Source organism: Pseudomonas sp. GW821-FHT07G06 (assembly GCF_058986625.1).
In genome coordinates this window covers 59292-79967 of the sequence record NZ_JBYSVW010000022.1, presented here as the reverse complement: position 1 = coordinate 79967, position 20676 = coordinate 59292, and the positions used below count along the sequence as shown (strand labels likewise).

General features: G+C 62.4%; 17 protein-coding genes and 1 riboswitch. Of the genes, 13 read left to right on the top strand and 4 right to left on the bottom strand.

Going from position 1 to position 20676, the window contains the following annotated elements; translation table 11 throughout:
* Window positions 1-134 precede the first annotated feature (134 nt).
* Window positions 135-347, top strand: a riboswitch (cobalamin riboswitch).
* Window positions 348-449: 102 nt separating this feature from the next.
* The 4 genes from cobW (at window position 450) to AC3WJW_RS27305 (ending at window position 7206) form a co-directional block, all read left to right on the top strand.
* Window positions 450-1520, top strand: coding sequence for a cobalamin biosynthesis protein CobW (gene cobW, locus AC3WJW_RS27320; protein WP_102702111.1), 1071 nt, complete (start codon window positions 450-452; stop codon window positions 1518-1520).
* A 3-nt stretch (window positions 1521-1523) separates the two neighbouring features.
* Window positions 1524-5372, top strand: coding sequence for a cobaltochelatase subunit CobN (gene cobN, locus AC3WJW_RS27315; RefSeq protein WP_493728150.1), 3849 nt, complete (start codon window positions 1524-1526; stop codon window positions 5370-5372).
* Window positions 5373-5533: 161 nt separating this feature from the next.
* The gene (locus AC3WJW_RS27310; protein ID WP_493728149.1) at window positions 5534-6541 is read left to right on the top strand and encodes a magnesium chelatase ATPase subunit I; all 1008 of its coding nucleotides are present in this window, start codon (window positions 5534-5536) and stop codon (window positions 6539-6541) included.
* 119 nt (window positions 6542-6660) lie between these two features.
* Window positions 6661-7206, top strand: coding sequence for a vWA domain-containing protein (locus tag AC3WJW_RS27305; protein ID WP_493728151.1), 546 nt, complete (start codon window positions 6661-6663; stop codon window positions 7204-7206).
* Between the two features lie 135 nt (window positions 7207-7341).
* On the opposite strand, the gene AC3WJW_RS27300 is transcribed toward AC3WJW_RS27305, so the two are convergent.
* Window positions 7342-8565: an NADH:flavin oxidoreductase/NADH oxidase family protein gene (locus AC3WJW_RS27300; protein WP_493728148.1), complete on the bottom strand. Its 1224-nt coding sequence runs from the start codon at window positions 8563-8565 to the stop codon at window positions 7342-7344.
* A gap of 76 nt (window positions 8566-8641) precedes the next feature.
* On the opposite strand from AC3WJW_RS27300, the gene AC3WJW_RS27295 reads away from it, so the two are divergent.
* The gene (locus tag AC3WJW_RS27295; protein WP_493728147.1) at window positions 8642-9046 is read left to right on the top strand and encodes a MerR family transcriptional regulator; all 405 of its coding nucleotides are present in this window, start codon (window positions 8642-8644) and stop codon (window positions 9044-9046) included.
* 47 nt (window positions 9047-9093) lie between these two features.
* Here the strand turns inward: AC3WJW_RS27295 and AC3WJW_RS27290 are convergent, their stop codons facing one another.
* The gene (locus AC3WJW_RS27290) at window positions 9094-10176 is read right to left on the bottom strand and encodes a GGDEF domain-containing protein (RefSeq protein WP_493728146.1); all 1083 of its coding nucleotides are present in this window, start codon (window positions 10174-10176) and stop codon (window positions 9094-9096) included.
* A gap of 664 nt (window positions 10177-10840) precedes the next feature.
* Here AC3WJW_RS27290 and AC3WJW_RS27285 point away from each other — a divergent pair.
* The 8 genes from AC3WJW_RS27285 to AC3WJW_RS27250 all read left to right on the top strand — a co-directional run bounded on the left by AC3WJW_RS27285 (window position 10841) and on the right by AC3WJW_RS27250 (window position 17531).
* Entirely contained in the window at window positions 10841-11689 is an 849-nt protein-coding gene (locus AC3WJW_RS27285; protein WP_493728145.1) for a transporter substrate-binding protein, read from the top strand.
* A 51-nt stretch (window positions 11690-11740) separates the two neighbouring features.
* Window positions 11741-12403, top strand: coding sequence for an amino acid ABC transporter permease (locus AC3WJW_RS27280; RefSeq protein WP_033047866.1), 663 nt, complete (start codon window positions 11741-11743; stop codon window positions 12401-12403).
* A 9-nt stretch (window positions 12404-12412) separates the two neighbouring features.
* Window positions 12413-13075 carry an amino acid ABC transporter permease gene (locus AC3WJW_RS27275; RefSeq protein WP_493728144.1) on the top strand — a complete coding sequence of 221 codons (663 nt, stop codon included), beginning with the start codon at window positions 12413-12415 and terminating at the stop codon, window positions 13073-13075.
* Entirely contained in the window at window positions 13072-13878 is an 807-nt protein-coding gene (locus AC3WJW_RS27270; RefSeq protein WP_493728143.1) for an amino acid ABC transporter ATP-binding protein, read from the top strand. The genes AC3WJW_RS27275 and AC3WJW_RS27270 overlap by 4 nt, the downstream gene beginning before the upstream one ends.
* 30 nt (window positions 13879-13908) lie before the next feature.
* Window positions 13909-14298 (top strand): RidA family protein, encoded by a 390-nt coding sequence (locus AC3WJW_RS27265; RefSeq protein ID WP_493728142.1) that lies wholly within the window; start codon window positions 13909-13911, stop codon window positions 14296-14298.
* A 146-nt stretch (window positions 14299-14444) separates the two neighbouring features.
* Window positions 14445-15209 carry an IclR family transcriptional regulator gene (locus AC3WJW_RS27260; protein ID WP_007974681.1) on the top strand — a complete coding sequence of 255 codons (765 nt, stop codon included), beginning with the start codon at window positions 14445-14447 and terminating at the stop codon, window positions 15207-15209.
* A gap of 39 nt (window positions 15210-15248) precedes the next feature.
* Entirely contained in the window at window positions 15249-16466 is a 1218-nt protein-coding gene (locus tag AC3WJW_RS27255; RefSeq protein WP_493728141.1) for an amino acid deaminase, read from the top strand.
* 129 nt (window positions 16467-16595) lie between these two features.
* Window positions 16596-17531, top strand: a complete 936-nt coding sequence (locus AC3WJW_RS27250) for a sugar kinase (protein WP_493728140.1) — start codon at window positions 16596-16598, stop codon at window positions 17529-17531.
* 122 nt (window positions 17532-17653) lie between these two features.
* On the opposite strand, the gene AC3WJW_RS27245 is transcribed toward AC3WJW_RS27250, so the two are convergent.
* Both AC3WJW_RS27245 and AC3WJW_RS27240 read right to left on the bottom strand, forming a co-directional pair.
* On the bottom strand, window positions 17654-17929 hold the full coding sequence (locus tag AC3WJW_RS27245) for a peptidylprolyl isomerase (RefSeq protein ID WP_007898282.1): 276 nt from the start codon (window positions 17927-17929) through the stop codon (window positions 17654-17656).
* A 66-nt stretch (window positions 17930-17995) separates the two neighbouring features.
* Window positions 17996-20533 (bottom strand): PAS domain-containing hybrid sensor histidine kinase/response regulator, encoded by a 2538-nt coding sequence (locus AC3WJW_RS27240; protein WP_493728139.1) that lies wholly within the window; start codon window positions 20531-20533, stop codon window positions 17996-17998.
* Window positions 20534-20676: the final 143 nt, after the last annotated feature.

Sequence of the window (20676 nt, the reverse complement as noted above, 5' to 3'; positions counted from 1 at the left end):
GGCTGCGATCTTTTGATCTTGATTTTAAAAAGCAAGATCAAAAGATCGCAGCCTGCGGCAGCTCCTACAGGGGAATGGTGCAGTCAATAAGGTTGGGGGAGCCGGGCAAAGATTGACCCGCCCCAATACCATGCGTAGCCTTGCGCTTTCGAGGTTCTTCGGCGTTTGTCGAAGCTAAGAAGGGAACGCGGTCAATGCCGCGGCTGCCCCCGCAACTGTGAACGGTGATGTTCGTTGCCACGCCACTGCAGGCTCAATCCATGAGGCCGGCGGGAAGGCGCAGCGAATGCCAGGCCCAAGGCCGGCACACCGTCAGCCAGGAGACCTGCCTCGACACAGATTCTCAAATTCAACCGGGCGGGGTGATCCGGTGGCGAACTCTTCAGGCACGCGCATCTGCGTTGCCGGTCGTCGTCCCGTATGCCCGCCACCTAGCCATAGGGCATCCGATGAAAACACTGGCCAAACTTCCCGTCACCATCGTTACAGGCTTTCTCGGCTCGGGTAAAACCACGCTGCTGCGGCACATGCTCGACAACGCCCAGGGTCGCCGCATCGCGGTAATCGTCAACGAGTTTGGCGAGCTGGGCATCGACGGCGAAATCCTCAAGCAGTGCTCCATCGGTTGCACCGAAGAAGAAGCCAACGGCCGTGTGTATGAACTGGCCAACGGCTGCCTGTGCTGCACCGTCCAGGAAGAATTTTTCCCGGTGATGCGTGAACTGGTGGCTCGTCGTGGCGATCTCGACCACATCCTCATCGAAACGTCGGGCCTGGCCCTGCCAAAACCGCTGGTCCAGGCTTTCCAGTGGCCGGAAATCCGCAGTGCCTGCACCGTTGACGCGGTGATCACCGTGGTCGACAGCCCGGCCGTGGCCGCCGGCACCTTTGCTGCCTTCCCGGACCAGGTCGATGCCCAGCGCAAGCTCGACCCGAACCTGGACCACGAATCGCCATTGCACGAGCTGTTTGCCGACCAACTGGCCAGCGCTGACCTGGTGATTCTCAACAAATCCGACCTGATCAACCCGGCCGACCTGGCCCGTGTGCGCCTGGAAGTCGCCGAAGAGTTGCCGCCAGCGGTGAAAATCATCGAAGCCAGCAGCGGTCGCCTGCCGCTGGACGTGCTGATCGGCCTGGGTGCCGGCTCCGAAGAACACATCGACAGCCGTCACAGCCACCACGACCATCATCACGATGGCGACGATGATCATGACGACCACGATCACGACGCCTTCGATTCGATCTCCATCGAACTGCCGCAAGCCGACGAAAGCCTGCTGATGGACGCGCTGACCCAGTTGGTGGTCCAGCACGGCATCCTGCGGGTCAAAGGTTTCGCCGCCGTTCCGAACAAACCGATGCGCCTGCTGATCCAGGGCGTGGGCACGCGTTTCGACAAGCACTTCGACCGCCAATGGGGCGCCGAAGAGGCGCGCATCACCCGGCTGGTGCTGATCGGCCAGGAACTGGACGCCGCCGTGCTCGAAGCGCAACTGCGCGCTGCGCTCAGCGTGTAACCCATGCACCTGCTCAGGACCCAGCCCGGCGGTTTCGTGTCGGATGACAACATTGCCGACCTTGGGCAAACCCCCGCCGAGCTGGTGGTCCTGTGCAGCGGCGACTCCAGCCTGGCGCTGCTCGCCGAGGCGGCGCAGCAGTTGCCCGAGGATTACCCGAGCGTGCGCCTGGCCAACCCGATGCAGGTGCAGAACCATGCCTCGGTCGATTTGTACGTCGATGAGGTGCTGCGTCACGCCAGGGTGATCCTGATTTCGCTGCACGGCGGCATCGCCTATTGGCGTTACGGCATCGAGCGCCTGGTCGAGCTGTCCCAGCGCGGCGTGCAGGTGATCCTGGTGCCGGGCGATGACCGCCCGGATCCGGAGCTCAGCGACCTGAGTACCGTCGGTGCCGAGGACCGCGACCGGCTCTGGCAGTTTCTGCGTCAGGGTGGCATGGGCAACGCCCTGGATTTCTTCCGCTGCCTGGCCAACCGCTGGCTGGCGCGTGATTACACCTGGGGCGAGCCGCAAACCCTGCCGCGCACCGCGATCTACCATCCGCACAAACACTCTGCCGCACTGAGTGACTGGCAGGCCGACTGGCACGCCGGTCAACCGGTGGCGGCGGTGCTGTTTTACCGCTCGCATTTGCAGGCGGCGAACACCGCGTTCATCGACGTTTTTTGCCAACGCTTGCAGGCAGCGGGGTTGAATCCGTTGCCGATTGCGCTGGCCAGTTTGAAAGAGCCCGGCTGCCTGGGCGCGGTCGAGGACTGGCTGGATGAAGCCGGCGTCTCGGTGATCCTGAACACCACGGGTTTCGCCCAGTCCAGCCCCGAAGCGCCGCACCTGCGGCCGTTCCGGCGCAATATTCCAGTGATCCAGGCGATTTGCGCCCAGGACAACGAACCGGGTTGGCGCGCCAGTGAACAGGGGCTTGGCCCGCGCGATCTGGCGATGCACATTGCCTTGCCGGAGCTGGACGGGCGCATCATCAGCCGCCCGATCAGCTTCAAGGACCTGGCGTGGCGCAGTGAGCGCAGTCAGTCGGATGTGGTCTGCTACCGGCCGCAACCGGAGCGCATGGACTTCGTTGCCGAACTGGCGCGGCGCTGGGTCGAACTGGCGCGGGTGCCAAACGCCGAAAAACGCATTGCCTTGATTCTCGCCAATTACCCGACTCGCGACGGGCGCATTGGCAATGGGGTCGGTCTCGACACCCCGGCCGCGGCGCTGAATATCCTGCGGGCGCTGCATGCCGAAGGTTATCCGTTGCCGGCGGAATTGCCGGATAGCGGCACCGCGCTGATCCAGCAGTTGCTGGGGGGCGTCAGCAACGATCTCGATACCCTCGACCTGCGTCCGTGCCAGCAAAGCCTGGGGATGGACGACTATCTGGCGATGTTCAATGCACTGCCCGAAGCCAATCGTGCGGCGGTGCTCGAACGTTGGGGGGCGCCGGGAAACGACCCGATGTGTCGCAGCGGACGGATGATGATCGCCGGCTTGCGCTTTGGCCTGACCTTCGTCGGCATTCAACCGGCGCGGGGTTATCAGGTCGACCCGAGCGCGGTGTATCACGACCCGGACCTGGTCCCGCCCCACGGTTACCTGGCGTTTTACTTCTGGTTGCGCCACACCTATGGCGCCCACGGCGTGATCCACGTCGGCAAGCACGGCAACCTCGAATGGCTGCCGGGCAAGGGCGTGGGGCTGTCGGAAAACTGCTGGCCGGATGCGCTGCTCGGGCCGCTGCCGAACATCTATCCGTTCATCGTCAATGACCCGGGCGAGGGCGCCCAGGCCAAGCGGCGTACCCAGGCTGTGATCATCGATCACCTGATGCCACCGCTGACCCGCGCCGAAACCTATGGCCCGCTGCGCAACCTCGAACTGTTGGCCGACGAGTATTACGAAGCGCAGTTGCTCGATCCGCGCCGCGCACGCGAGTTGCAGCGCGACATCCTGCAACTGGTGCGTGACTCGCACATCGACCGTGAACTGCAACTGGACGAGCAACTCGACAGCGATGCCGACGCGGCGATCTGGTTGCCGCGACTCGACACTTACCTGTGCGACTTGAAAGAGTCGCAGATCCGCGACGGCTTGCATGTGTTCGGCGAATCGCCGACCGGGCGTTTGCGCATCGACACCTTGCTGGCGTTGTTGCGCATTCCGCGGGGCGATGGCCGAGGAGCGCAATCGAGTCTGCTGCGGGCGCTGGCCAAGGCGTTTGCGTTGGGCTTCGATCCGCTCGATTGTGCATTGGCGGAGCCGTGGACCGGACCTAGACCGGGTGCCTTGTTGTCGATCAGCACTGAACTGTGGCGCACCACTGGCGATACCCGCGAACGCCTCGAACTGTTCGCCACACAACTGATCTCGCAGGCATTGGTCGCCCCCTGTGGGAGCGAGCCTGCTCGCGAAGCGATTGACCATTCAACATTGATGTCGATTGATCCACCGCTTTCGCGAGCAAGCCCGCTCCCACAAGGGGCAGGTTGGGCTGAAGTGAGTGCCATCCTCGACAGCCTTCGCGAAGTGGTCGCGCCAAGGCTGGACGCCTGCGGCCCAGCGGAAATGCGCGGTCTGCTCGACGCCCTCAGCGGTCGCTTCGTCCCGGCCGGCCCCAGCGGTGCGCCGAGTCGCGGTCGTCTCGACGTGTTGCCCACCGGGCGCAACTTTTACTCGGTGGACGTGCGCAATTTGCCGACCACCACGGCGTGGCGCATCGGTTTCCAGTCGGCCAACCTGATTCTTGAACGGCACCTGCAGGACCACGGCGATCATCTGCGCCAGCTCGGTCTGTCGGTGTGGGGCACCGCGACCATGCGCACTGGCGGCGATGACATCGCCCAGGCCATGGCGTTGATGGGCGTGCGTCCGGTCTGGGCCACCGGCAGTCAGCGGGTCGACGATTTCGAGATTCTGCCGTTGAGTTTGCTCGACCGTCCTCGGGTCGACGTGACCTTGCGCGTGTCGGGTTTCTTTCGCGATGCCTTTGCCAATCTGATCCGCCTGTTTGACGCGGCGGTGCAAGCGGTGGCCGACCTGGATGAGCCGGACGACCTCAACCCGTTGGCGGTCAAGGTGCGTGCCGAGCGTGCAGCCTTGTTGCAGACCGGGCTGGATGAAGACGCTGCGCGACGTCAGGCCGGCTGGCGGATTTTCGGGGCCAAGCCCGGTGCCTACGGCGCGGGCGTGCAGGGCGCCATCGACGCTCGCCTGTGGCAAACCCGCGAGGACCTGGCCGAGGTTTACCTCAACTGGGGCGGCTACGCTTACGGCGGTTCCGACGAAGGCACCGCCGCCCGTGAACAGTTCAGCCAGCGCCTGAGCCAGGTACAGGCGGTGCTGCAAAACCAGGATAACCGCGAGCACGATTTGCTCGACTCCAATGATTACTACCAGTTCCAGGGCGGTATGCTCGCGGCGGTGGAAAGCCTGAAAGGCGAGGCGGCGGCCAGTTATCATGGCGATCACAGTCAGCCGGACCTGCCGAAGATTCGCACCTTGAAGGAAGAGCTGAACCGGGTGATCCGTTCCCGGGCGGCCAATCCGAAGTGGCTCGATGGGGTAAAGCGCCATGGCTACAAAGGCGCGTTCGAAATGGCCGCGACCGTCGATAATCTGTTCGCCTTCGATGCCACCACGCAGTTGATCGACGATCACCAGTACGCGTTGCTGGCCGACGCTTATTTGCTTGATCCGGACACCCGGGATTTTGTCCGTGAACACAATCCCCATGCCTTGCGCGACATGACTGAACGCATGCTCGAGGCGCAACAACGCGGGATGTGGAAGGAGCCGGGCGCCTACCGCGAGGCATTGGAGAATCTGTTGCTGGATATAGAAGAAGACGGCTGACACGCTGGAACCTGTGGGAGCGAGCCTGCTCGCGATGAGGGAGCGTCAGACGACATTTATGCTGGCTGACACACCGCCTTCGCGAGCAGGCTCGCTCCCACAGGGATGAAGGCAACTGTGATATTTGTGAATTGATCACCGACCATGACCGAGATAGAACAATGACCGACACCCCGCATTTCCCGCTCTCCGCCGTGGTCGGCGCCGACGATTTGAAGCTGGCCCTGTACCTGACCGCCATCGACCCGAAAATCGGCGGAGTCCTGATCGAAGGCCCGCGTGGCATGGCCAAGTCGACCCTGGCCCGTGGTCTGGCGGACCTGCTGGCCAGCGGTCAGTTCGTCACATTGCCGCTGGGCGCCACCGAAGAGCGCCTGGTCGGCACCCTCGACCTCGACGCGGCGCTGGGCGAAGGTCGCGCACAGTTCTCGCCCGGCGTTCTGGCCAAGGCTGACGGTGGCGTGCTCTACGTCGACGAGGTCAATCTGTTGCCTGATCACCTCGTTGACCTGCTGCTCGATGTGGCCGCCAGCGGCACCAATCTGGTGGAGCGGGACGGCATTTCCCATCGGCACTCGGCGAAGTTCGTGCTGATTGGCACCATGAACCCGGAAGAGGGTGAGCTGCGCCCGCAACTGCTCGACCGTTTCGGCTTGAATGTCGCCCTTGGTGGTCACACAGCACCGGCCGAACGAGGCCAGATTATCCGCCGTCGCCTGGATTTCGACAGCGATCCGCAGGGTTTCTGCGCCGAGTGGGAAGCGGCGCAGGCGTCTCTGCGCGAGCGTTGCCAGCACGCACGCAATGCCCTGGCGAGCATTCCCCTGGACGACCAGGCGCTGGCACGGATTACCGAGCGCTGCTTTGCCGCTGGCGTCGATGGTTTGCGCGCCGATCTGGTCTGGCTGCGTGCCGCCCGGGCTCACGCCGCCTGGCGCGGGGCAAACGCTATCGCCGAGGAAGATATCGACGCCGTCGCCGAGTTCGCCTTGCGCCATCGTCGGCGCGAGCATTCGGCTCCGGCGCCTCAGCCATCCCACGCTCCGCAGCACTCCGCTCCGCAGCACGCCAACCCGAGCGAAGGGCAGGGCCAGTGGGGCGAATTGCCTGCCCAGGCGCTGGCGACCGGCGCACGACGCGAAGTGCCGAGCTGGCCAAAAAAGCCCTAGGCATTCGCCCTCGCTGCGACGCGGGGGCGAATGCCAGACCCCGAGCCGGGCGCCTGGACCATGGCAAACAGGGCAAGCGTCACGCCGCCCGCAGTGGCTCGGTCAACTGGCCCGGCACCTTGCTCAATGGCCGGCCGCGCCAGCGCGACGACCTGCTATTTCAACTGCGCACGCGTTCGCCCCATGAACTGTGGCTGGTGATAGTCGATGCCTCCGCGTCGACCCGCCGTCATCAGGCATTGAGCGATGCCAAGGGCTTGCTGGCACAGTTGTTCGACGATGCCTATCGCCAGCGCGCACGACTGGCGTTGCTCACGGCCAGCGGTGCTGCTCCAAGGTGGCAGGTGCAGGGATTGAAGGCTTCCACGGGGCTGCGCCATTGGCTCGACGGCCTGGGTGCCGGTGGTGGTACGCCGCTGCTGGCGGCATTGAGCGAAGCCGGACAGTGGCTTGCTGCTCGGCAGAAGCGTTTTCCGGCGGAGCAGCAGCGGTTGCTGCTGGTGACCGATGGCCGGCTGAAGGAATGGTCGTTGCTGCCCGTGCTGGAGTGCCCGGGGCTGTTGATCGACATCGAGCGCGGGCCGATCCGGCTTGGGCGCAGCAGGGTGTTGGCGGCGCAGTTGCAGGCCGAGTATCGGCATATTGACGAGTTGCTGCCTGGTTGAGTTCTGTTTGGCAGTTCCGGCCTCTTCGCGAGCAGGCTCGCTCCCACAGGATTAGCGCCATTTCAAAATCTGCGCATGACCTGTGGGAGCGAGCCTGCTCGCGAAAGCGGTGTACCTGCCAACCTCAAATTTGAATCACTTGCCCATCGCCTGCCGATACTGCCGGGTACGCTTGCCTATGTACAACCGGTCGACAATCAACGCCCATAGCGCCGAGACCTCAGGTCGGGTTTTGCGCCCACGGCTCAAGCGATGCAACTGGAACTTCACCACCGCCATGCTCGCCAGCGCCGCCAGGGGTTTGCGCTTCCAGCGGATCGCCGGCAGTTGTGGGTGGCTGTCCTTGCCTTCGCGCCAATGCTTGACCAGGTGCGGTTCCACGGCCAGCGCGGTGCCGATGCCGGCCATGGCGATGCCGCTGTCGAGGACCTGTTCGACGATTGCCAGACGCCGGATCCCGCCTGTCACCATCACTGGCATGCGCGCCACGCTGGCCAGTTCACCGGCCATTTCCAGAAAGTACGCCTCCCGGGCCAGGGTCCGGCCGTCGCGCGCTTCACCTTGCATGGCCGGTGCTTCGTAACTGCCGCCGGAGAGTTCGAGCAGGTCGATCGGTCGTTCGTTGAGCCACAGGATCACTTGCCGTGCATCATCGGCATCGAAACCACCGCGCTGGAAATCCGCGGAGTTGAGCTTTACCGACACACAAAATTGCGGCGACACCGCCTGGCGAACCGCCTCGACGACGGACAACAGCAGGCGCGCGCGATTCTCCAGCGAACCACCCCAGCGATCAGTGCGTCGATTGGTCAGCGGCGACAGGAACTGGCTGAGCAGGTAGCCATGGGCGGCGTGGATCTGCACGCCGGTAAAACCGGCTTTCTCCGCCAGTGCGGCGCTGATGGCGAAACGTCGGATCACCTCCTGGATGTCGTCCTCGCTCATCGGTTTGGGTTCGGCGAACATCTTCGAGAACTGGCCGAGATCCAACGCAACCGCCGACGGTGCCAGTGCTTGCTGGCCGAGGTTGGCCATGGTCTGGCGGCCAGGGTGGTTGAGTTGCATCCAGAAGTGCGCACCGCCGGCCCGACCGACACTGGCCCACTGGCGGAAGCGTTCCAGGTGTCGCTCGTCCTCCAGTGCGACACCACCAGGGCCGGTCATGGCGCGGCGGTCGATCATCACATTGCCGGTCAGCAACAAACCGGTTTCGCCTTCGGCCCAGGCCTGATACAGGCGAAGCAGTGGCTGATCGGGTACCTGATCGGTATTGGCGAGGTTCTCCTCCATCGCGGCTTTGGCAATGCGATTGCCGATGGTCTGGCCGTTGGGCAAATTCAAGGTTTGGAAGGGTGACATGCTTGACTCCTCATACTGATGAGCAGAGGCTAAGCTTAAAGTTAACTTTAATGTCAAGCAGGCAAATGAGGCGGCAATGAAAATTGGTGAATTGGCGCAGTTGAGCGGCCTGACCGCATCACGCATCCGTTTTTACGAGTCTCAGGGCTTGATCCGGCAGGTCGAGCGCTCTGCCAACGGGTATCGGCGTTACTCGCAACAGGCGCTGCAAACCCTGCAATTGATCCAATGCGCACAACAGGCCGGTTTCAGCCTGGAGGAACTCAAGCAGTTGCTCCCGGATAATGTGACCGGTGCGTTCAAGCACGATGAGTTGATGGTCGGCCTGCATCGCAAGGTCGAGCAGATCGAAGAGATGCAACGGCACCTGGCCCATAGCAAGGCGCAGTTGTTGGGGTGGATCGACACCATCCAGGCCAAGCCTGCGGGCATGAGTTGCGATGAAAATGCCGAACGGGTGATGACGTCATTCAAGCACTGAGTGGGAGCGAGCTTGCTCGCGAAGGCGGCGTATCAGACGCCAGCCAGTCAAGTCTGGCGATGAAAGGTATACCGATCCTTCCCCGTATGCTTTGCCTCATACAAGGCTTCATCGGCCTTGACCAGCGCCTGGTTCAGCGTGTCGCCGTCGAGCACCCGGGCCAGGCCGATGCTGATGGTCACCGGGAATCGAGTGGGTTGTTCGCGCACCACCCGACACAATTCAGCGGCCAGCGCCTCGACGTCTTCGTGGCGTGCCCCGGCCAGGTAAACCGCGAACTCCTCGCCACCGAGGCGCGCATATTCGTGACGGGTCATCACCGACTTGATGTCCTGGGCGATGCGCTTGAGCACCTCGTCGCCAATGTCATGGCCATGGACGTCGTTGACCTTCTTGAAATTGTCGATATCGACCATCGCCAGGTAGTGGTCGGTCTCCCGCGGCACTTTGTTCAAATGCTGGTTGGCGCGGGTCATGAACGAGCGGCGATTGGGGATTTCGGTGAGGGTGTCGATGTAGGCCTGGTCCAGCAGCAGCTTGGACATGATGAAGTTGTACAGCTTGGCTTTGCGCAGTGTCAGGAAGCTGTAGAGGGTCAGGCCGCAGATAAACGCAGAGTAACTGATGGCCATCACCCCCCTCAGCTCCATGTGTTCGAGATCCGTGTTGTAGAAAGGGTTGAGAAACGACCAGGTGACGATTTGCGCGGCAAAGAACGACCAGCGGTTCAGCGGCAATACCGAGGCCGTAAACAGGGTGGTCGAAGCCGCCAGCAACAGCCAGGCGGGTTGGTGATCGTCGGGCAGGCCTTCGGTGAGCAGTCGCGTGCCCAATGTCATGGCAAACACGAACAGCAGGTTCAGCGTCTGGAAATGCCGCGCATCGCGGATCAACCGAAGGACGATGACGAAACTCGAGAAGACGCCGATAAACACCAGCGAAAGCCAGGTGAATGATAGTCCGCCGATGAAACTGAGGATCAGGTCGTAGGCAATCCAGATCGCAATGCTGGCGATGTAGATCAATATGCAAAAGGTGCGTAGCCGATCAAATTCATGCTGGAGGAACTCGGCTTTGAGCTTGGCCGGCGCCGACTTTTTCAGCACTTCGTCTTCAATGGTTTTGTACATCGCCGACCTTGCTGTTGTGCTGGTTGTCGAGAATCACCTTACCCCACGGCCGGTAGCGCAGGGAGAAAACCGACGTCGGGTGACAGCCCGGGGAGGTGGATTGGGGAGGCATGGGTTCGGCACGAAAAGGTTGCCAGTCCGGCGCTGTCCAGCTCATCGATGCGTTGGTAATAGGCCGGGTCCATGCGCAGGCCCAGCACCCGTTTCAAGCCTTGCGCCCGGGCCAGTTACGCAGGACCCGCGCCAGGGGTGCCATCTTGATGGCCTCCGGATGCGTACCGAATACCATCATGACCTTAAAAGACATGAACTCTCCTGGAGCATCGTGAAAGGCTGGCCCACAGGGTCGCCAGCAGCAGTTCATTCCGTCTGAAACTTGAATGAAAGCAGTCGAATCCGGGGTTGTCCAATCTGGTTCCTGGCTGCCTGACTGTGCACAGGGTTGGGGCCCGGGTACCCGCTCCCTGTAGCCAACAGTAGCGCTCGCTATCGGGGTGACGGGTAACGTCTGCACTCCGACGAATTGCCATCTCGTTGATTACGCTCATTTTTCAAATGCACTGGGAAACGCTCCACTTCCTGTGGCACACTTTCTGCTGTCTATTCCGTTGTTACATACCATGTTCCGGTATAGCGGAATACACATCACCCTGGAGTGCTTGCCATGCATCGCCGACCATCCTTGTTCAAAGCGTGTGTTTTTCTTTTCGCAGCTTCAGCCGCTGCCATGGGCGTGGCCCAGGCGGCGGACAGCAAGCTCGATAGCGTTCTGGCCCGCGGCAAACTGATTGTGGGCACCGGCAGCACGAATGCGCCGTGGCACTTCCAGGGCGCGGATGGCAAGTTGCAGGGGTTCGATATCGATATCGGGCGCATGGTGGCGAAGGGGTTGTTCAACGATCCGAGCAAAGTCGAGTTCGTGGTGCAATCGTCCGACGCGCGTATCCCCAACCTGCTGACCGACAAAGTCGACATGAGCTGCCAGTTCATCACCGTGACCGCCAGCCGCGCCCAGCAAGTGGCGTTTACGCTGCCGTATTACCGCGAAGGTGTCGGCCTGCTGTTGCCGGCGAACAGCAAGTACAAGGAGATCGACGACATGCAGGCCGCCGGTGACAGCGTCACGGTGGCAGTGCTGCAAAACGTCTACGCCGAGGAGCTGGTGCACCAGGCGCTGCCCAAGGCCAAGGTCGATCAGTACGACAGTGTGGACCTGATGTACCAGGCGGTGAACTCCGGCCGGGCCGACGCGGCGGCCACCGACCAGTCTTCGGTGAAGTACCTGATGGTGCAGAACCCTGGCCGTTATCGCAGCCCGGCCTACGCCTGGAGCCCGCAGACCTATGCGTGCGCGGTCAAGCGCGGCGATCAGGACTGGCTGAATTTCGTCAACACCACCCTGCATGAAGCCATGACCGGTGTTGAATTCCCGGCTTACGCGGCGTCGTTCAAGCAGTGGTTCGGTGTCGACCTGCCTTCGCCAAAGATTGGTTTCCCCGTCGAATTTCAATGATCCCGTGAGAGCGGGGCGGTGATGAGTCGCCCCGTTCAGGTACTGCTGACCATGAACTATCAGTTGAACTTTGCCGCCGTCTGGCGCGACTTCGACACCTTGCTGGCGGGGCTCGGCCTGGGCCTTGAACTGGCGCTGGTGTCGATCGCCATCGGCTGCGTGATCGGCCTGATGATGGCGTTTGCCTTGCTGTCCAGACACCGCGCATTGCGGGTGATGGCGTCGGTGTATGTCACGGTGATTCGTAACACGCCGATCCTGGTGTTGATTCTGTTGATCTACTTTGCGCTGCCAAGCCTGGGGATTCGTCTGGACAAGATCCCCTCGTTCATCATCACCCTGTCGCTGTATGCCGGGGCCTACCTGACTGAAGTGTTTCGTGGCGGACTGTTGAGCATTCCCAAGGGCCAGCGCGAAGCCGGGTTGGCCATCGGGCTGGGCGAGTGGCAGGTCAAGGCCTACGTCACCGTGCCGGTGATGCTGCGCAACGTGTTGCCGGCCCTGTCGAACAACTTCATTTCGCTGTTCAAGGACACCTCGCTGGCGGCGGCGATTGCCGTGCCGGAGCTGACCTATTACGCGCGCAAGATCAATGTCGAGAGCTACCGGGTGATTGAAACCTGGCTGGTGACCACGGCGCTCTATGTGGCGGCCTGTTACCTCATTGCCATGATGCTGCGTTACCTCGAACAGCGTCTGGCGATTCGCCGATAGGAGCTGCCCATGTACGAATCCCCGAGTTGGTTGCATGAGTTGTGGGTGGCGCGGGAAGTGCTGTGGCAAGGCTTTCTGACCAGTGTCCAGGTGTCGGTGCTGGCGATTCTGCTCGGCACGCTGGTGGGTGTGGTCACCGGGCTGGTGCTGACCTACGGCAAGTTCTGGATGCGCGCACCGTTTCGTTTTTATGTCGATGTGATTCGCGGCACACCGGTCTTCGTGCTGGTGCTGGCGTGCTTTTACATGGCCCCGGCGCTGGGCTGGCAGATCAGTGCGTTCCAGGCCGGTGCGCTGGGATTGACCCTGTTCTGCGGCTCCCACGTCGCCGAGATCGTGCGCGGCGCCTTGCAGGCATTGCCACGCGGGCAGATGGAGGCCAGCGAGGCCATCGGCCTGACGTTCTACCAGGCGCTGGGTTATGTGTTGTTGCCCCAGGCGTTGCGGCAGATCCTGCCGACCTGGGTCAACTCGTCGACCGAGATCGTCAAGGCTTCGACCCTGTTGTCGGTGATCGGCGTGGCCGAATTGCTGCTCAGCACCCAGCAGATCATCGCCCGGACCTTCATGACCCTGGAGTTTTACCTGTTCGCCGGTTTCCTGTTCTTCGTCATCAACTACGGCATCGAGTTACTCGGCCGGCACATTGAAAAGCGGGTGGCTTTGCCATGACTCAGACTCAAAACCCTGCACAAAATCATGCTCAAAACGGCCAACCCCTGCTGGACATTCGCGGCCTGCACAAGCGTTACGACCAGCTCGAAGTGCTCAAGGGCGTCGACCTGACACTGCAGCGCGGCAACGTGGTGACCTTGATCGGTTCCAGCGGCTCGGGCAAGACCACATTGCTGCGTTGCGTGAACATGCTCGAAGAATTCCAGGGTGGGCAGATCCTGCTCGACGGCGAGTCCATCGGCTATGACGAGGTTAACGGCAAGCGTGTGCGCCACCCGGAAAAAGTCATCGCCCGGCATCGCGCCATGACCGGCATGGCGTTTCAACAGTTCAACCTGTTCCCGCACCTGACCGCGTTGCAGAACGTCACCCTGGGCCTGCTCAAGGTGAAGAAACTGCACAAGGACGAGGCCGTGGCCCTGGCCGAAAAATGGCTGGAGCGCGTTGGCCTGCTGGAACGGCGCGACCACTTCCCCGGTCAGTTGTCCGGTGGCCAGCAGCAACGCGTGGCGATTGCCCGGGCGATTGCGATGAACCCGAGCCTGATGCTGTTCGACGAAGTGACTTCGGCCCTCGACCCGGAGCTGGTCGGCGAAGTGCTGAGCGTGATCAAGGGCCTGGCCGAAGACGGCATGACCATGTTGTTGGTGACCCACGAAATGCGCTTTGCCTTCGAGGTCTCGGACAAGATCGTCTTCATGAATCAGGGCCGTATCGAAGAGCAGGGGCCGCCCAAGGACCTGTTCGAGCGCCCGCAATCGCCACGACTGGCGGAATTTCTCAAAAGCACCCGTTTTTGATCCTTCAATTTTCAATCAGGAGAAACACTCATGAGCATTACTCGTTACGGCACCGGCAGCGCCGCTGCAGGCGGCACGCCTCGCCCTTTCGCCCGCGCCGTTGAAGCCGATGGCTGGCTGCACGTTTCCGGGCAGGTGCCGGCGGTGGATGGCGAGATCATTACGGGCGGGATTATCGAACAGACCCACCAGACCATGAAGAACCTGATCGCGATTCTCCAGGAGGCCGGTTATGGCCTGGAAGATGTGGTGCGTGCTGGCGTGTGGCTGGAGGATCCGCGGGATTTCACCAGTTTCAACAAGGTCTTCTCCGAGTACTTCAAACCCGAGCACGCCCCGGCACGGGCCTGTGTGCAGGCGAACATGATGGTCGACTGCAAGGTCGAGATCGACTGCATCGCGTACAAGAAAAAGGCTTGAGTCCGTGGTGACTTCTTCGCGAGCAGGCTCGCTCCCACAGGGGATTGCATTCCAAATGTGGGAGCGAGCCTGCTCGCGAAGGCGCCCTAACAGTCACCCCATCACTCTGGTTAAACTCCCGGCGACTATAAATGGGAACCACTGAAATGACCGAAGACACCATCAAGCGCCGGGCACGCGGTCTGGACCGGGCGTTCGATATCCTCGATTTCCTCAAGGAGATCGGCCAGCCCTTGCGCCCGAACGATATTGCCAACGGTATCGGCAGCCCCAAGTCCACGGTCTACGAACTGGTGGCCTCGCTGCTGGAACGACGGATCCTGGAACCGGTGGGCAAGGACGGTCATGTCTACCTCGGTCGTCAGCTGTACTTTCTCGGCCAGGCCCACCTGCGCCATTTCGACCTGACCCGCGAGGCCGATCACGCCTTGCAGGACATCGTCAGCCAGACCCACGAAACCGCGCAGATGTGCCTGCTCAACGGGCGCAAATACACCGTGGCGCTGATGAAGGAAGGCGAGCGGCATTTCCGCATTTCCTCGGACATCGGCGAAAACGCGCCCATCCCCTGGACCGCTTCCGGGCGCCTGTTGCTGGCGCACCTGAGCGACCAGGAGATCGTCGACCTGATTGACCACGACGACTTCATCCTGCCCGATGGCGAACGCTTGCCTCTGGAGCAGTTCCTCAAGGAAATCCGTCAGGCCGGTATCGATGGGTTCTTTTCCTTCGATAGCGTCGCCGACACCTTTACCCATTGCTTCGCCGCCCCGGTCAAAAACCCCGACGGCGTGGCCATCGCGACCCTGTGCATCGTCGCCCCACGGGCCGATGCGAAGAAAAACTACAACGACTACCGCCGGGTGCTGATCGCAAGCGCCAATAGCCTGGCCCGTCGCATCAACGAATAACAGCGGCTGCCTGCAGCCGCGTGAACGAGGAGTTCGACCATGTCTTCTGCCCCCCATACCGCCAACGTGGAAAAAGGCGCGGCGCCCATCGGTGCCAGCCTGGTGCGTGATGTCAGCCTGCCTGCGCTGGTACTGCACCGCGAGGCGCTGGAACACAACATCCGCTGGATGCAGGCGTTCGTCAGCGACAGCGGAGCGGAACTGGCGCCCCATGGCAAGACCAGCATGACCCCGGCGTTGTTCCGTCGCCAACTGGACGCCGGTGCCTGGGGCATCACCCTGGCCAGCGCCACGCAAACCCGCGCCGCCTATGCCCATGGCGTGCGCCGTGTGCTGATGGCCAACCAGTTGGTCGGCACGCCGAACATGGCATTGATCGCCGACCTGCTGGCCGACCCGACGTTCGACTTCTACTGCATGGTCGATCACCCGGACAACGTCGCCGACCTCGGCGCCTACTTCGCCTCCCGTGGCGTGCGCTTGAACGTGATGATCGAATACGGCGTGGTCGGCGGGCGTTGCGGTTGCCGCAGTGAACAGGAAGTGCTCGACCTGGCCAAGGCCATCGCCGCGCAACCGGCCCTGGCCCTGACCGGGATCGAAGGCTACGAGGGGGTGATCCATGGCGATCACGCCGTGACCGGTATCCGCGATTTCGCCGCGTCGCTGGTGCGTCTGGCGGTGCAGTTGCAGGACAGCGGCGCCTTCGCCATTGCCAAGCCGATCGTCACTGCGTCGGGTTCGGCCTGGTATGACCTGATTGCCGAGTCCTTCGAAGCACAGAACGCCGCCGGACGCTTCCTCAGCGTGCTGCGTCCCGGCAGTTACGTGGCTCACGACCATGGCATCTACAAGGAAGCGCAGTGCTGCGTGCTCGACCGTCGCAGTGATTTGCACGAAGGCCTGCGCCCGGCGCTGGAAGTGTGGGCGCACGTGCAGTCGTTGCCGGAGCCGGGGTTTGCGGTGATTGCACTGGGCAAGCGCGACGTCGCCTACGACGCCGGGTTGCCGGTGCCGTTGCGGCGCTACAAGGCGGGCGTGGTGCCGGCCAGTGGCGATGATGTGAGTGCCTGCAAAGTCACCGCGGTCATGGACCAGCATGCGTTCATGACCGTGGCGCCGGGGGTTGATCTGCGGGTCGGCGACATCATTTCGTTCGGCACTTCGCACCCGTGCCTGACGTTCGACAAGTGGCGTGTCGGCTGTCTGGTCGATGAGCAACTGAACGTCATCGAGACCATGGAAACCTGTTTCTAAGATTTCAGACCGAGGCGCCGCCTTCGCGAGCAGGCTCGCTCCCACATTGGAATGCGTTCCCCTGTGGGAGCGAGCCTGCTCGCGATGGCGGCGGCCCAGACAACAAAGAAACACCAGGGACCCCACAACATGAACACCATCAACACCCTCGGCCCCAACACTCCGCGCATCGCCCTGATCGGCGAATGCATGATCGAGTTGCAGCATCGCGCCGACGGCAGCCTGCAACAGAGTTTCGGCGGCGACACCTTGAACACGGCGGTGTACCTGTCCCGGGAATTGGGGGCGAGTGGCACCGTGGACTACGTCACCGCCCTGGGCGATGACAGTTTCAGCGACGCGATGTGCCAGAGCTGGGCGGCGGAAAACATCGGCCTGGAGATGGTCCAGCGCCTGCCCGGACGCCTGCCGGGTTTGTATTGCATCCAGACCGACGCCGCCGGTGAGCGACGTTTCCTGTACTGGCGCAATGAAGCGGCGGTACGCGACTGCTTCACTACGCCGGCCGCCGCACCGATCCTCGCGGCGCTGCCGGATTACGATGTGCTGTATTTCAGCGGCATCACCCTGGCGGTACTCGGCGTGCAAGGTCGGGAAAAACTCCTGGACACCCTGATCGAGGCCCGCCAGCGCGATGCGCGGATCGTGTTCGACAACAACTACCGGCCACGGCTCTGGGCATCGGTCGAGGACGCCCGGGCGGCGTATCGCAGCGTGCTGCCGCAAGTCGACCTGGCGTTGCTGACGGTGGATGACGAACAGGCGCTGTTTGGTTATGCCGATGATGACGCGGTGTTTGCCGCATATGAGCAGATGGGTACGCCGGAAGTGGTGCTCAAGCGCGGCGCGCAAGCGTGCCTGATTCGTTGTGATGGCGAGTCATTCGAGGTGCCGGCACAGAAGGTCGAGCGGGTGGTGGACACCACGGCGGCGGGGGATTCGTTCAGTGCCGCGTACCTGGCCAGCCGGCTCAAGGGCGGCAGCCCGGTCGAAGCGGCGCAAGCGGGACACCGGTTGGCGAGCCAGGTGATTCAGGTGCCCGGTGCACTGATCCCCCGCACCTGAACAAAACCCTGTAGGAGCTGCCGCAGGCTGCGATCTTTTGATCTTGCTCTCTAAAAAACAAGATCAAAAGATCGCAGCCTGCGGCAGCTCCTACAGGTCATCAGTTGGCAATGAGCCTGTGATCAATCCCGGTAAAACACCTGCACCAGGTGATAGCCGAACTTGCTCTTGATCGGGCCATGCACCACCCGCAGCGGTTTCTTGAAGATCACCGCATCGATCACGCCGACCATCTGCCCCGGGCGCACTTCGCCGAGGTCGCCGCCGCGCTTGCCCGACGGGCAGGTCGAGTACTTCTTGGCCAGCACATCGAACGCTTCACCCTTGGCGATGCGTTGTTTGAGCTGCTCGGCTTCTTCCGAGGTTTTCACCAGGATATGGCGGGCTTGAGCTTTCATGGGGCGGTTACCTTGCAACGATACTGGCTATGTGGGTGGCAGCGGGGGGCGCGATTATGCCTCAACTCAGTCCGGTTGACCGATCATCGTGCGAATCTTGTTGGCCAGCAGGTCGATGGAAAACGGTTTGGTCACCATGTCCATGCCTTCTTCAAGGAAACCCTGGCGCTCGGCAGCGATCTCCGCGTAACCGGTCATGAACAACACTTTCAGTCCGGGACGATGCTGGCGGGCGATTTCTGCCAGTTGTCGGCCGTTCATGCCGGGCAACCCCACATCGGTCACCAGCAGGTCCACCCGCAGGTCCGACTCCAGCACCGGCAGCGCGTCCTTGGCATCTTCGGCTTCATGGGCGCGGTAACCGAGTTCCTTGAGCAGGTCCAGTACCAGCATGCGCACCGCCGCATCGTCCTCGACCAGCATCACCGTTTCGCCGGCAATCGCCGCCGGCGCCTCGCCGACGAGGGGTGGCAGGACTTGTTCCGGCTCGGTCGAATGCAGGCGCGGCAGGTACAAACGCACGCTGGTGCCGCGTCCGGGCAGGCTGAAAAGGCTGACGTGGCCACCCGATTGCTGGGCAAAACCGTAGATCATCGACAAGCCCAGGCCGGTACCCTGGCCGATGGGCTTGGTGGTGAAGAACGGGTCGAATGCCTTGGCCAGCACCGAGGGCGTCATGCCGGTGCCGTTGTCGCTGACGGCAATCATCACGTAGTCGCCGGCCTTGACCGGCTCCAGCGTCGTGATGTCGCTGCCGTCGAGGTACACGTTGGCCGTTTCGATCTGCAACTCGCCGCCGCCGGGCATGGCGTCCCGGGCGTTGATCACCAGGTTGAGCAGGGCGTTTTCCAACTGACTGACGTCGGTGTTGACCTGCCAGATGTGCTCGGCCAGTTGCAGTTTGAGTTCGATGTGGTCGCCCTTGGTACGACTCAACAGGTCTTCGAGCGAGCGAATCAGGTCGTTGGGGTTCAGCGGCTTGCGATTGAGCGACTGACGCCGGGAGAACGCCAGCAAGCGATGGGTGAGGGCGGCGGCACGGTTGGCCGAGGACACTGCCGCCTCGGTGAACCGGCCGATCTCGCTGGCGCGGCCTTCGGCGATGTAGCGCTGCATCAGGTCGAGGCTGCCAATGATGCCGGTGAGCATGTTGTTGAAGTCATGGGCGATGCCGCCGGTAAGCTGGCCGACGGCTTCCATTTTCTGGGCATGGCGCAAGGCGTCTTCGGCACGCTCACGCTCGAACATCTCGTTTTGCAGACGCTCGTTGGCCTCGGCCAGTTGTCGGGTGCGGGCGGCCACCCGTTCCTCAAGGGTTTCGTTCAGGTTGCGCAAGGCTTCTTCGGTGTTTTTGCGTTCGGTTTCGTCGATCACGAAGATGTAGAAACCGTTGACCGCGCCGTCTGCACCGTGGCGTGGCAGGTAGTTCATCAAGGCCTGGCGCAGGCTGCCGTCGCGGTGCGGCGTGCTGATGCTGAAACAGCACGGCCGGCCGGACAGCGCCTCGGTGATGTACGGGGCGCGTAGCGCGTAGGCTTCTTCGCCGAGCACTTCAAGAATGGTTCGCCCGTAAAGCTCTTGCGGCGTCAGCCCGTACCAGTCGAGGTACGCCGCGTTGTTGAGGCGAAAGCGTTCTTCGCGGTCGACGTAGCTGATCAGGATCGGCATGGCGTTGATGATCAGTTGCAGCTCGGTCTGGCTCTGGCGCAGGGCCTGTTCGGTGTGTTTGCGCTCGGTCAGGTCCAGGGCGGCGCCGAGGAACCGGATCGGCCGGCCGTGATGGTCCTTGTAGCAGCGACCGCGGGCAAACACCCAGCGCATCTGGCCGTCGGTTTGCAACAGGCGATATTCCTCGGCGTACTCGGTGCCGTGGGTGATGCAGTGCTTGATGCTGCGGGCGATCAGGGCGCGGTCTTGCGGGTGTACGCCGTGCAGGTATTCGCTGATCGGCAACTGGTTGGCCATGGCCGGGTCGACGCCGTGGAGCTGGGCAAAATGCGCATCGGCGATGAAACGGTCCTCGCTGATGTCCCAATCCCAGGTGCCGACCGCATCGGTGGCGGCGAGAGCCAGTTGCAGGCGCTCCTCGGTTTCACGCTGGGCCTTGAGGCTGGCCGCCGAGCGTTGTTCGAGTTCGAGGGCGATGCGCCGGCGCTCGTTGGTTTCAATGGCGGTGACCAGGATCCCGGCCACCTCGGCACCTTCGTCGCGGATCGGGCTGTAGGTCAGGTCGAGCCAGAAGTCGGACTCCCGGCCCTCACGTTGCAGGGTAAAGCGCTGCTCGCTGTAGGTTCGTACCTGACCTTGCAGGACGGCGCTGTAGATCGGGTCGGTAAAGTCTTTCAACTCTGGCCAGATCAGGTGTGTTGGTTGTCCGAAAGCCTGCGGATGCTTGCTTCCGGCGAGCAGGGCGAAGCCGTCGTTGTAGATCTGTGTCAGTTGCGGGCCCCATAGCAGCAGCATCGGCATCGGTGAGTGAATGACAATGTCCACGGCGGTTCGCAGGCTCTGTGGCCAGGTGCTGGCAGCGCCCAGCGGGCTGCTTGCCCAGTCGATCCGGGCGATCAGGGCCTGGGCATCGCTGGCGGTGGGTATTGCGTTCATCCGGGAGTCCTGCGCCTGAGTCGCTTTAGCTGGCGTCTATTCTTGCACAGGTGGCAGGCGCAGGTTGAGTCGGGCGCTTGAGCGGTTAAGCGACGCAGGACCTGTGGGAGCGAGCTTGCTCGCGATGGCGTCGGGTCAATTTG